Origin of the sequence: Chryseobacterium gwangjuense (assembly GCF_021311115.1) — a bacterium.
Taxonomy (GTDB): Bacteria; Bacteroidota; Bacteroidia; order Flavobacteriales; family Weeksellaceae; genus Chryseobacterium; species Chryseobacterium gwangjuense.
In genome coordinates, this window is sequence record NZ_JAJTNP010000008.1 from 109,718 (window position 1) to 123,222 (window position 13,505).

Consider the following 13,505-nt stretch of genomic DNA (forward strand, 5'->3'; position numbering starts at 1 on the left):
TATTAAATATTATTTTAATTTTGTAAAAATCCTAATTCCACAAAAACTATGAAAAGACTTTTACTCTCTTTCGTATTATTGTTTTTTACATTTAATACCGTCTTCGCTCAAAAAGACACAGATCACTGGATAGCTCCTTACTTTGCTTCCACAACCTATACACAAGCTGTATATCTATCTACTGATTCTACCACTCCTTTTGATGTTAAAATATACACCGGAGATAATTTTGGAACTTTACTAGGAACTGTTACCATCAGTAAGGGCAATCCTATAACTTACCCTATTCAATCTTCTGATATTGCTACAAACATTGCAAATGAAGCACAAACCACTCTTACTAAAGGCATCTACCTTCAGGGAACTAAAGCTTTTTTCTGTACCCTAAGAATGGTAGCCAGTACCACCCATGCAGAGATTGTCACCAGTAAAGGTAAAGCCGGAATTGGTAACGAGTTTTATGTAGCGAACACCCCTTCACAATATTCAACCACGGGTAACAATTTTACAGCCGGGATATTAGCTACAGAAGACAACACGAACATAACTGTAAGCTGGGCGGGAACTCCATTATTTTTTGGAATTAATGCGCCTACAGGAAATACCATTACTTTTAAATTAGACAAAGGAGAGTCTTATATCTTCGCAGGCACTGGTTCTCCAGCTACAAATATGTCTTCGTTTATTGGCGCAAAAATAGTTTCCGACAAGCCTGTTTCTTTAACCAATGGAAACGTAAACGGAAACTTCGGAACAGTTACAAGTTCTTCCGGATCAGATGCTATTCTTGACCAGTCAGTTCCTACAAGCAGATTAGGGAATACATTTGCAATGGTAAAATCGGTTACCACCACTGATGATCTAGAAGGTGCTATTGTAGTTGCTACCAAAAACAATACACAGGTTTTTGTAAATGGATCCGGTACAGCCCTGACAACTCTGAACGCAGGAGAATGGTACAGAATAACCTTATCCAGCTTTGTCCCACAAGGAACTTCCGGACATTATAATATGTTTATTTCCACTACTGAAAACGTTTATGTTTATCAATTAGTAGCCACTACGAATAATGCGACCTGTGGTTTTAATTATATTCCGCCATTAAACTGTTTTTTACCTAAATCCATTGATGAAATTGCAAAAATCAACGAGATGCCTCTTGGTCCAGGCGGAACAAGCCAAGTTATTCCGGTAGGGTCACCCTCATCGCCTACAACTCTTAAATTAAACATCTTAACCGAAGCGGGAGCAACAGTTACGTATAGCATTAATGGGGGAACTCCTATAACACCAGCTGCAGCTGACGGACCTTATCCACTTACCGGAAATGCTACATGGGTTACCTATGGAATTACAGGCATTGCAGGCAATGTGGCCATACAATCGAACAAAGCAGTTACCGCCGGTATCAATGGAGGATACAGCACTTCAGGATATGGAGGATATTTCGCAGGATTCTCTTCAGTACCGGTTATTACAAAAAAATCTGGTGAATGCGCACCAGGTATTGTTTTGGAAGTAAATGCCGGCTACGATACCTACCAATGGTATTTAAATGGTAATATTATCCCGGGAGCAACTTCAAATACTTATGCTCCACTAGTAGGAGGCAACTACACAGTGAAAGTAACTGTGGGAGGATGTTTAACAGCAGCTACAACTCCAATTTTCAAAGTGTTCTCATGTTTAAAAGAGACTACTAAATCAGATGAAACTTGTGGTCCTAAAATCATACAGCCAACATTCACGTCTTCAACACAAACCCCTGTTGCAAGTACTGTGAAAATTATCATAGCACCAACAAATGGTACAGCGGTCGTAAACGCAAACGGAACGATTACCTATAGTCCAAATATTGGTTTTGCAGGTACAGATGTAATTGTTTATAAGTTCTGTGGAAATGCTCCTGAATTTGTAGATTGCGAGCAGGTAACCCACACCATAAAAATTGTACCTCTTGTTGGAAAAGAGCCTACTCTCACAGCATGTCAGTATGACACCGACCCAACTGCATTGTTTGATCTTACCACTGCAAATGTGACCGACTACCCCGCTCCTTCTGTAAAGAGATATTATCCAACCTTGAATGACATGAACACCAATAATAATGAGATTACTGATCCTAAAAAATATGCTTCAGCAGGTGGCTTTGTTTATGTTAAGATAGCAGCTGAAGGAGGATGTAACGGAACTGCAAAAATTAAATTAGTTCCAGTTCCTATAAAAAGATCTCCTCTTTTGGTTGATAAATTCATTTGTATTGATGACAGAACATCACTGAATGCAGGAACAGGATATGACAGTTACCAATGGAGTACAGGAGCTACAACACCTTCTATTCAAGGATTGGCAGTAGGAGAATATTCTGTAGTTCTTGAACACAACGGATGCTTCTTAAAACAAACTGTCCATGTTAAAAAAGCTCAGGATCCTGTTATTACCAAAATAGAAATTACCAACAATACAGCTACTGTAATTGTAAGCGGAGGCGTTGCTCCTTTCAAATATGCAGTAGACGGAATTACGACATGGCAAGATTCAAATGTATTTACAAACTTGTCTAGGGGGCAGCATACTTTCTATGTAAAAGATGCTTATGACTGTACGCCAATTTCTGTAGAAGTAACGGTTCCAAACTTAATCAATGCAATCACTCCGAATGGTGATAATGTAAATGACTATATTGACTATAGCGCATTAGCTTACAAAGAGAATCTTGCATTCGTGATCTATGACAGATATGGTAATAAGATTTTCACTGGTGATAAATTCAACAACTACCGTTGGGATGGAAAAGGATCCGGGAAAAAAATTGTAACAGGTACTTACTGGTATCATATCAATTGGAATGAACCGAATGCTGCTAAAACTCCAATACAATATAGCGGTTGGATACTTGTAAAAAATAGAGAATAATTTTTTTAATTATATTTCGAAGCCACAATTTTAAAAGATTGTGGCTTTTTTATTATTTCTTTATCATATTTTATTATATTTTTTACAAAACATATCAAATATTCTTTTAATTTTGCAAAAATCCTAATTCTAACATTTATGAAAAAATTTCTACTCAGCTTGGTATTGATTCTCTTTTCAATCAATACTTTGTTTGCGCAGAGAGATACCGAACACTGGATAGCGCCATATTTTGACGTTTCAAGCAGTAGCTATAATAATAGACTTTATCTCTCAACGGATTCTACAACCCCTTTTGTTGTAACTATTTACAACAACAATGTTGCTCTAGGAACTGTTACGATCAGTAAAGGAGCTCCAGACACGTATCTTTTACCTGCCAACACGATTGTTGCTACAGCAGAATCCGATGCCTATTCGGTGATCAGCAAGGGAGTGTATTTGAAGGGGACAAAACCATTTTATTGCTCTTTAAGAAGTGCAATAAGTTCTCACGGAGAAATTGTTACCTCAAAAGGTAAAGCAGGTATTGGAACTATATTTTATGCTGCGGCGACACCCATTACCAGCAGTGGGTATAATTTTACGACAGCAGTAATGGCTACCGAAAATAGCACGAAAGTAACGGTATCTGGTTATGACCCTAATATACAGTTCACAAATCAAACAGCTCCCCCTTTAACGACTACTTTTGTTTTAAACAAAGGGCAATCTTTTATTTTTACAGGAAAAGGAGGTACAGCACCTAATAACACTGGTTTTATTGGTTCAAAAATTGTTTCAGACAAACCCGTTACAGTAACCAACGGGAACTCTAATGGGAATTTTGGAACCAGTGCCAATAGTGGTTCTGACCTTATTCTAGATCAGTCTGTACCAACAAGTAGACTTGGTAACACCTTTGCTATGGTTAAAACGAGATCTACGGCTCCCGCTAACAATATGGAAGGGGCAATTGTGGTTGCCACAGAAAATAACACGGAACTTTATGTAAATGGTGGAACAACACCTCTTGCCACTCTAAATGAAGGAGATTGGTACAGAATTAACGAAACCAATTACGTAAACCAAGGAAGTGGGCATTCTAATATGTTTATCAGTACTACAAAAAATGTATATGTTTATCAATTGGTTGGTGTAGGAACTGAGGATAATACCGGAGGATACAACTATATACCTCCTTTGAACTGCTTTTTACCTCGTAAGATTGACGAGATTGGAAAAATAAACGAAATGCCTGTAACTGGGCCAAGTACTGTGTATAGTGGTTTAATTGTAAAACTGAACATCCTTACCGAAGCTGGTGCAGCTGTTTCGTATACTGTAAACGGAGGAGCACCAACGACACCAACTGCCGCACAAGGTCCATTTCCGCTTACCGGAAATGCAAACTGGGTAACGTATGCTATTACAGGTATTACAGGAAATGTATCAGTTACTTCTGACAAAGCCGTAACTGCAGGATTGAACGGAGGGTATAGCACAGCAGGATATGGAGGATACTTCGCAGGATTCTCTTCAATTCCTCTTATTTCAAAAACAATCGGAGATTGTATTCCTGGTATTATTCTTGAAGTTGATGATAGCTATGATAGCTACCAGTGGTTTTTAAATGGTAACCCAATTACAGGAGCTAATTCAAACTCATATACTCCTACAATTGGAGGTAATTACACTGTAAAAGTTACCATAGGCAGTTGTGCACCTGAAACAACTCCGATCTTTAAAGTATTCTCTTGTTTAACAAAGTCTACTAAAGCGATGAGTGTTTGTGATATTTCTCAGATAGTTGTTCCGGAATTCACAGTTTCAACACAAACCTATAACCCAAGCTCGGTAACTATTGTTACACCGCCTACAAATGGTATTGCAACAATAAATCCGGTAACAGGAGTTATCAATTATACTCCAAACGTAAACTTCGTAGGAACTGATACTATTGTATATAAATTCTGTGGAAATGCACCTGAATTTGTAGATTGTGAAGAAGTAACATTAACATTCACTGTTTCAGAACTTCCTATTGTAACAAATGCTACATTGAGAACTTGTTTCTTAGAAACGAATACAGCTACAGGTCAGTTCAATCTTACCATAGCTCCTGTAACAACACAAGCAGGGGTAACTAAAAAATACTACCCTTCTACAACGGATGCTGTAAACGGAACCAATGAAATTTTAACTCCGGACAACTATGTAGCACCAAGTGGTGTAGCATATGTAAAAGTTACCAACGGTAACGGTTGTTACAGAATTGCTCAAGTTACACTTATTGTATTCCCTCCTACTACATCATCGGTATTAACCGAGAAAGTTATCTGTATCGAGGATAAAACAACACTAGATGCAGGTCCTAATTTCGATGGTTACCAATGGAGCACAGGAGCAACAACGCAAACCATATCTGATGTTACGGTAGGTACATATTGGGTAAGATTAAAAACTGGAGAATGCTGGACTAAACAAACGGTAAAAGTATATCCTGCACAACAACCGGTAATTTCAAGCATTGATATCGCTACCAATACAGTTACTGTATTTGCAACAGGAGGAACTGCTCCATATAAATACTCTATGGATAATATCAACTGGCAAGATTCTAATGTCTTTACAGATGTACCTAGAGGAGCTGGAATGGTATATGTAAAAGATGCATACGATTGTAATCCTATCTCTGTAGAAATTACGATTCCTAATATCATTAACGTAATTACTCCGAATAACGATGGTGTAAATGATGTTTTAGATTACTCTGAATTAGGTCACAAGTCTAATCTAGTAATTGATATCTTTGATAGATACGGAACTAAGATTTACCAGGCAAATAAAGCTAACGGATACAAGTGGGATGGTACAACCAACACAAGTAAAAAAGTATCTACTGGAAGCTACTGGTTCAGCGTAAGTTGGAATGAGCCAAATACTAAACAAACTCCAGTTAAATATTCTGGATGGATTTTAGTTAAAAACAGAGAATAACGACAACTTATACTAAATACATTAAAACCACGATTTTAAAATCGTGGTTTTTTTATTGTTTTTTCAAGCTAATACTACTTTTTATTATTAAATTTGTGACAAAAGCTACTCTTAAATGAAAAAAATTCTATCTTTTTTATTTATATTTTTCATTTTCATGTCTACTTTTGCACAGCTAGACAGAGAACATTGGTTTGCTCCTATGATGGATAGAACGGGGAATCCAAACCCATATCAAAAGCTCTATTTATCTACCAATCGTACTACACCTTTTCCTGTAAGCATTTACAACAACAATATTTTAATTGGTACTGTAACGATCAGTAAAAATAATCCTCAGAAATTTGATGTTTTAAGAGATTATATCATCACTGTTTCACAAGCAGACCTGTTTACGACAACCACCAAAGGACTTTATCTAAAAGCAGATTTCCCTTTTTACGCCAATCTTAGATTTTCTGTTTTCAATCACGCAGAGATCATCACATCAAAAGGAATACCTTCAACCGGAAAAACTTTTTATGCCGCAAGTGCCCCCATTACGGTAAGCAATAATATTCTGAACTTCATGACGAGTATTTTAGCAACTGAAGACAATACAACAGTTACCGTTTCAGGATACAAATCTACCGTCCAGTTTTCAAACGGTACAACCGGAGTTACCAATCCTACGATGACGTTCACTTTAAACAAAGGAAAATCTTATATTATTGATGGGATAGGAGATATTACAGGTAATTTTGATGGTTTTATAGGAGCGAAGATTGTTGCCAACAAACCTATCAATGTGACCAATGGTAATTTCAATGGACAGTATGCGGGAAACAACCCTACCAGTTCGGATATATTGATGGATCAGGCGGTGCCTGTTGACAGATTGGGAACCGAATTTGCCTTGGTAAAAGGAAACGGAAGTATTGGAACCAATATGGAAGGAGCTTTGGTAATAGCCACCGAAGACAATACTCAGGTTTTTGTAAATAATGAGATCCCTCCTATCGCTACTTTGAATACAGGCCAATATTATGTTATCCCTGATACAAAATATATTTTACAAGGAAATGGCCATTACAATTTATACATAAAGACCTCAAAAAACGCATATATTTATCAGTTGCTTGCCGGAAATTCTGCTTCAGGAAGTGAGGTGGCAACCGGTGGTTTTAATTTTATTCCGGCTTTAAATTGTTACTTACCCAAACAAATCAATGAGCTTGGTTTTATTGATGAAAACTTTGTTCACTCCAACAACAATCCCAACGGAATTTTAAATATTCCTACTAAATTAAATCTTATTACTCAGAAAGGAGCTGTTGTAACAGTTAATGGAAGTACTCCTCTTGCCAGTACGGGACCTTTTGATATGACGGGAACTAACAATTGGGTAACCTACGGAATTCCAAATACAGCAGGAACGATTACTGTTATCTCAAACAAAGCGATTACTGCAGGAATCAATGCAGGAAGTGACGCAGTAGGATATGGAGGATTTTTCGCAGGATTTCCTACGCAACCTTTTATTTTACAGTCAGGAGCAGGATGTGCTCCGGGCGTTGTTCTTACTGTTGACCCATTAATATATGACAGCTATCAATGGTATAGAAACGGATCTATCATTCCGGGAGCTACAAACACCACGTATAGCCCCACTCAAGCAGGTTTTTATTCCTGTTCGGTAACGATGGGAAGCTGTGCCCCTCTCGTTTCTAGTGAAGTTAAAATTTTAAATTGCACCAAGCAAAGTACTTCGACTTATAATGTTTGTAATACTCAAACAATCACTCCTACATTTACTACCTCTACCCAAACTCCGGTTCCATCTACCGTATCAATAGTAACTCAACCTACCCTGGGTACTGCAAGTATTAATGCTACAACTGGAGTAATTACCTACACTCCAACCAATCCGGGAACAACAACCGGCACAGATACTTTCACCTATACCTTCTGCGGAAATGACCTTGTTTTTCCGGATTGTGAGACGGTAGTGGTTACCATTAATCTATCTGCTCTTACAACAAACAATGCAATAATTTATGCATGTAACATCAACAATCAGGGAACATTCAATCTTACTTCTGCCAATGTAAGTAGCAACTCTCCTATTACGATCACTTACTATCCGACGTTAGCAGATGCACAGACAGAAAACCCGGGCGCTCTTATTACTTCTACTACAGCGTATACAGCAACCAACGGAACCATTGTATATGCCGTTGTAAAAAATAATAACGGTTGTAAAAGTATTGCTCAAATTACCTTAAATCTTTACAATCTGGCTATAATTGTTCCTAATTATTCCGGAGTTTTTTGTGATGATAATTTTGACGGGACTGTTACCGTAAACCTTCTAAATATCACCCCAATTGTTCTTAATAATCCTACCTATTTTACCAATGTAAGATATTATGCAAATCTTACGGATGCTAATGCAGGAAATGCCAATACACTTCCTAATAGCTGGAGTTATACAGCAGCTACTACAATTTATATCCGAGTAGATTCTCCTGATGGATGTGCTGCTGTTGTACAGCCACTGAATTTCTCTATCGGGCAGCAAATTCCATTATTAACAGACCGTGTTACCACAAGTATCTGTGATGAAGACTTAGATGGCAGTAAACAGATTAACTTATTACCATTTATACCTCAGTTCACAACAGATCCAAGTGTTACGTATACTTTCCATAGTAATTTATTGGACGCACAAAACGGAACAACTCCGATCAATAATGTTATAAGTCTTTCAGGGACTCAGACTATTTATATAAGATTTGAGAAAAATGGGGTTTGTCCTGCTATCGGAAAAATAACTATTACAATCAAGACTCCTAAAAAATCTGATATTCTATTAGATCAAATCATCTGCGCAAAAACAACTACTACTCTGGATGCAGGCTCTGGTTTTGAGTCTTATGTTTGGAGCACAGGTGCTACAACACCTTCTATTACGAATGTACCTGTCGGAAATTATTGGGTAGATCTTACTTATAACGGTTGTGTGTACAGACAATTTGTAAATGTAATAGAAGCTCAACTTCCGTCCATCATTTCTATTGATATCAACGGAACTACTGTTACAGTAAACGTAGCCGGAGGTTTTCCACCTTATCAATACTCTTTGGATGGAATCAACTGGCAAAGTTCAAATGTTTTCTATAACGTGGCAAGAGGTTCTCACGTTGTATATGTAAGAGATACAAAAAGCTGTGAAATAATAGAAAAACCTTTTGTCGTTGTAAAACTGATTAATACCATTACTCCAAGCGGAGATGGACACAATGATTTGATCAACTACTCTGGTCTTTCCGATAAAACCAACTTTGAGTTTAGAATTTTCGACAGATATGGTGCTGAAGTTTTCAGAGGAACTCCTACCAATAATTATACCTGGGACGGAACCATGGGCGGAAGAAATGTTCCGACAGCAACCTATTGGTATTTTATCAGTTGGATAGAATCCGGAACAATTCCTACTACCGTAAAATATACAAGCTGGCTTTTGGTAAAACACAGATAAAAACAAAAAAAACATATTTATAACAATCATTAACAGTTTTACATTAAAGTTTAATATATTTTAACCTGTTTTTGCAAGCTATTAAGTAATAAATTGGAGTATTTCTATGTAATTTTGCCAATTATATGAAGAAACTAATTACTCTAATTTTATTGATTTTTCTAGCTAAAATCAATGCTCAGATTTTCTCTGGTGAAGTTTTTTTAAGAGACAATTCTATCTTGTATCTCAATCAAGTATATGTAACCAATCTTACCACGCAAAAAACAGTACTTACCAATTATAATGGTAATTTCAATATTGAAGCAAAACTGGGAGATGTAATTCGTTTCACCTCAATTATTACCGAAAGGAAAGATTTCAAAATTTCTCAACAAATGTTGGGAGGCAAAAACTTAATTGAGCTTAAAATCGCTTATTATGATATTCAGGAAGTTCTTATCAGCAGATTCAAACCAACAGGCAATCTTAGATATGATGTAAATGCGATCAGAAAAGAAGATAAAAGCCTTGCTCTGAAAAAAGTAATTGGCTTACCCTCTCCTAAAGGCGATGGTAATCCTCCAGAACTGCCGGTTGCCGGCTTACGAGACGGAGGTCTTACATTCAGCTTAGAAAGTATATATGATATCCTTTCGGGAGACCGCAAGAAGAAACAGCGTTATTTAGCATATGAAAGAATGAACTCTTCTATTGCTCAAATTAAAAATTATTTGGGGAAAGATTATTTTGTGAAATTTAAAGTTCCTGAAAACCTAATTGATAACTTCTTACAATTCGTTTATACTTCTGAGAATATTGAACCCTATGTTTTGGCAGGAAACTTTGAAGCGATTAAAATACCTATCGAGAAATATCTTCCTATTTATCAAAAAAGGCTGAAAAATTCACACCTTCAAGAAATCGCAAAATAAAAAGATTCCTAAAATTCTTTTTGGAGTAGGTATCTTCTTTAAAATATTTATAATTTTATGGTCTGTTTAATTATTTACGATCGATTATCACAAGTTCAAAAGCATATATTTTAATGAAGAATTTACTTTTTTTATTCAGTACAGTATTATTTATTAACCTTTCTGCACAAGGAAAGGGTAAAGATTACAGCGATATTTTAAAAAGCAAAAACATCTATGAACTCAATGCTTTTTTACGAGATGCTCATCCTGACGAACCTCGTCGTTCTGTAATAAAGCCAAGAGTAATGCAGCTGATGAAAGATTATATAAAAAATGCAGCTCCGGGAGATCCAAAAGTAAAAAGTATGCAGGAAAACCTTGCTCTTTTAAAAAGCAGATCTTCCACAAAAATTACTTTTGATGAGATGAATGCCAAAATCCGAGAAAAGCAGATTGCAAAATATAGAGCAGAACTCGCTTCGGGAGTATCATCAGTAAAATATACACCAAGTACCGCTAAAAATGTTTATGTAGCCAATACAACAGCAACCTCCACTACAAAAGTTGCTATTCCAGATACAGAAGCTGATGAATTTAATATGTTGATGGGCGGTAATGCCACTGAGCATAAGAATAAAACCGTAAAAATATTAAACTCATTATTTGATAATGATCCTAATGCCAAAGAATGTATTGTGATGATCGAAAACAATTCGGATTGTAATATTATCGTAAGAATGGAAGGCGTTGGAAATACCAAATACCGTCTTGCTGTACCGGCACATGGTGACAATTCTATTGTCATCGAAAAAGGGAACTATCTATTTACAAGTATTGTTTGCGGGGCACAATATGCCTCACAGAAAACCGTTCAAAAGCCCATTATGGTAGCGCTGAGCAACCCTAAATAAGAGTAGAAAACACTTCAAAATCATTATAAAAACAAAGAAATAGGTAATTTTTTCCTATTTTTGTCCGATTTTATAGATTATGGGCAAAAATAAACTGGCGAGATTCGCTGAGAACAAAATATTACCAAATGTAGTTCAGCCAACAAGAGAAGAAGCTCTGGAAGGTTTTGGACTCAAAGGAAACTGGAGAAAAGATTTCTTCAAAAATGAAAATCCGATTGTTTTAGAACTGGGTTGTGGAAAAGGAGAATATTCTGTAGGTCTCGCAAAAACTTTCCCTGAAAAGAATTTTATAGGTGTCGATATTAAAGGGGCTAGATTTTGGTTCGGAGCTAAAGAAGCAGTTGAAAACAACATGACAAATGTTGCATTCTTAAGAAGCCAGATCGAGCTTGTAGACTATTTTTTTGCCGAAAATGAAGTTGATGAAATTTGGATTACCTTTCCGGATCCTCAGATCAAATACCGTCGTACAAAACATAGATTGACCCATCCTGATTTTCTTGACCGATATAAAAAGTTTTTAAAACCAGGCGGAATCATTCACTTAAAAACAGATTCTGAGTTCTTACATGGCTATACGTTAGGGTATCTTCAAGGAGCAGGCTATGAAATTATCAGTGCACATCATGATGTTTACGGAGCTCCTGAATACGATCCTGATACTCCGCACTTAAGAGATATCAGAACTTATTATGAAGAGTTATTTTCTGCAAAAGGAAAAACAATTACATACATAAAGTTCAGAATAAACTAATATAAAAGGTAAGATTTTCTTACCTTTTTTCGTTTCAATACTATCTTACATTCGTCTATTAAAAATAAATTACATGAAAGAAAAAATAATTTTCGGGATAGGTCTGTCTTTTCTTTTAAGCAGTTGTAGTACAAATTATAACACAACTTCCTCATCTAGCCCTAAAAACACCCATCCTAGAGCCTCTTCTACTCCATCAGCATCTCAAACTGAACAGGAATACAATACCTTAATGAAGACCTATAAACCGGAGACAGCAGAGGTTTTAACAGATTTATTTAATGATAACTCAAACGACCCTAAAACATCTATTACTGTTACCAATAAATCCCGGTGCAATATGGTTCTGAGCATCACCGGAAAGAACTACTCCAAAAAAATTCCGATAGCTTCAGGCAAAATAGGATATGCTATGGTTCTTAAAAATCAAAATTACAGCTTATCCGGAATGGTTTGTAATTCGGTCTATAAAAAGACTCAATACATATCTTCTTCCTATAGTATTACCCTTTCCAATTAATACAAAACCTCATCCAATAAAAAATCCGCTAAGCATTCACTTAACGGATTTTTTTATTTTAAAGATAAACCTTAATTATTCAGCGTCGAAATCAGCATCTTTATCAGCAGATACTACTTCTCCTTCTTCTTTAGATTTTTCTTTATCAGCTTTTCTTTGAGACTGACCTTCTTTGATAGATTCTGAAACAATGCTCAAGATCATATCGATAGATTTAGAAGCATCATCGTTTCCTGGGATAACGAAGTCTACTTTTCTTGGGTCAGAGTTTGTATCAACAATACCGAAAACTGGAATACCTAATTTCTTAGCTTCAGTTACAGCGATGTGTTCTCTCATTATATCTACAACGAAGATTGCAGAAGGAAGACGAACCATGTCAGAGATAGAACCTAAGTTTTTCTCTAAGTTAGCTCTTTGTCTGTCTACTTGTAATCTTTCTTTTTTAGATAAAGTTTCGAACGTACCATCTTTTTTCATTTTGTCGATAGCGTTCATTTTCTTTACAGCCTTTCTGATAGTAACAAAGTTCGTTAGCATACCTCCTGGCCATCTTTCTGTAATATAAGGCATATTAAGTTCTGAAGCGTGTTTTGCAACAACTTCTTTCGCTTGCTTTTTAGTAGCTACGAAAAGAACTTTTTTACCTGCAGAAGTTAATTTTTCTAAAGCTCCACAAGCTTCATCCAATTTAACAGCTGTTTTATGTAAGTCTACAATGTGAATACCATTTTTCTCCATAAAAATGTATGGAGCCATATTTGGATTCCACTTTCTAGTCATGTGACCGAAGTGTACACCAGCCTCTAGAAGGTCTTTTACATTTGCTTTTGCCATGTTTTCTGTTTTTGTTAGTTTACTTTCCGCTTTTTAAACAATCAACAACTTCTTTAGATGGGAGAAGCGTTTGGATGCTAAACGTAACGGGCAATTTTTTGCTTTAGGCTTTAGGCACTAAGCTGTAAGCTTTCAAGCGGATTAAAAATTTTAATAAGTTCAAATAGCT

Annotated in this window: 8 protein-coding genes; 7 read left to right on the top strand and 1 reads right to left on the bottom strand. The window is 36.3% G+C overall.

The features are described from left to right. The first annotated feature begins 48 nt into the window (after nucleotides 1–48). The 7 genes from LV842_RS15770 to LV842_RS15800 all read left to right on the top strand — a co-directional run bounded on the left by LV842_RS15770 (nucleotide 49) and on the right by LV842_RS15800 (nucleotide 12,499). Entirely contained in the window at nucleotides 49–2,916 is a 2,868-nt protein-coding gene (locus LV842_RS15770) for a T9SS type B sorting domain-containing protein (protein ID WP_233112390.1), read from the top strand. 138 nt (nucleotides 2,917–3,054) lie between these two features. After that, nucleotides 3,055–5,895 (top strand): T9SS type B sorting domain-containing protein, encoded by a 2,841-nt coding sequence (locus LV842_RS15775; RefSeq protein WP_233112391.1) that lies wholly within the window; start codon nucleotides 3,055–3,057, stop codon nucleotides 5,893–5,895. A gap of 115 nt (nucleotides 5,896–6,010) precedes the next feature. Next, a complete protein-coding gene (locus tag LV842_RS15780; RefSeq protein WP_233112392.1) occupies nucleotides 6,011–9,415 on the top strand; it encodes a T9SS type B sorting domain-containing protein in 3,405 nt (1,134 codons plus the stop codon). Nucleotides 9,416–9,540: 125 nt separating this feature from the next. Then, on the top strand, nucleotides 9,541–10,329 hold the full coding sequence (locus LV842_RS15785; RefSeq protein ID WP_233112393.1) for a hypothetical protein: 789 nt from the start codon (nucleotides 9,541–9,543) through the stop codon (nucleotides 10,327–10,329). A 113-nt stretch (nucleotides 10,330–10,442) separates the two neighbouring features. Beyond that, complete coding sequence (locus LV842_RS15790) at nucleotides 10,443–11,222, top strand: DUF6759 domain-containing protein (protein ID WP_233112394.1); 780 nt, start codon at nucleotides 10,443–10,445, stop codon at nucleotides 11,220–11,222. Nucleotides 11,223–11,301: 79 nt separating this feature from the next. After that, nucleotides 11,302–11,979: a tRNA (guanosine(46)-N7)-methyltransferase TrmB gene (gene trmB / locus LV842_RS15795; protein WP_233112395.1), complete on the top strand. Its 678-nt coding sequence runs from the start codon at nucleotides 11,302–11,304 to the stop codon at nucleotides 11,977–11,979. Between the two features lie 73 nt (nucleotides 11,980–12,052). Continuing rightward, the gene (locus tag LV842_RS15800; protein WP_233112396.1) at nucleotides 12,053–12,499 is read left to right on the top strand and encodes a DUF6759 domain-containing protein; all 447 of its coding nucleotides are present in this window, start codon (nucleotides 12,053–12,055) and stop codon (nucleotides 12,497–12,499) included. A gap of 75 nt (nucleotides 12,500–12,574) precedes the next feature. Here the strand turns inward: LV842_RS15800 and rpsB are convergent, their stop codons facing one another. Further along, on the bottom strand, nucleotides 12,575–13,336 hold the full coding sequence (rpsB, locus tag LV842_RS15805) for a 30S ribosomal protein S2 (protein ID WP_233112397.1): 762 nt from the start codon (nucleotides 13,334–13,336) through the stop codon (nucleotides 12,575–12,577). Nucleotides 13,337–13,505 lie beyond the last annotated feature (169 nt).

Coding starts and splice junctions, on each gene's coding strand:
- LV842_RS15790 (WP_233112394.1), top strand. CDS start 10,443: ATGAAGAATTTACTTTTTTTATTCAGTACAGTATTATTTATTAACCTT.
- LV842_RS15775 (WP_233112391.1), top strand. CDS start 3,055: ATGAAAAAATTTCTACTCAGCTTGGTATTGATTCTCTTTTCAATCAAT.
- LV842_RS15780 (WP_233112392.1), top strand. CDS start 6,011: ATGAAAAAAATTCTATCTTTTTTATTTATATTTTTCATTTTCATGTCT.
- trmB (WP_233112395.1), top strand. CDS start 11,302: ATGGGCAAAAATAAACTGGCGAGATTCGCTGAGAACAAAATATTACCA.
- LV842_RS15785 (WP_233112393.1), top strand. CDS start 9,541: ATGAAGAAACTAATTACTCTAATTTTATTGATTTTTCTAGCTAAAATC.
- LV842_RS15770 (WP_233112390.1), top strand. CDS start 49: ATGAAAAGACTTTTACTCTCTTTCGTATTATTGTTTTTTACATTTAAT.
- LV842_RS15800 (WP_233112396.1), top strand. CDS start 12,053: ATGAAAGAAAAAATAATTTTCGGGATAGGTCTGTCTTTTCTTTTAAGC.
- rpsB (WP_233112397.1), bottom strand. CDS start 13,336: ATGGCAAAAGCAAATGTAAAAGACCTTCTAGAGGCTGGTGTACACTTC.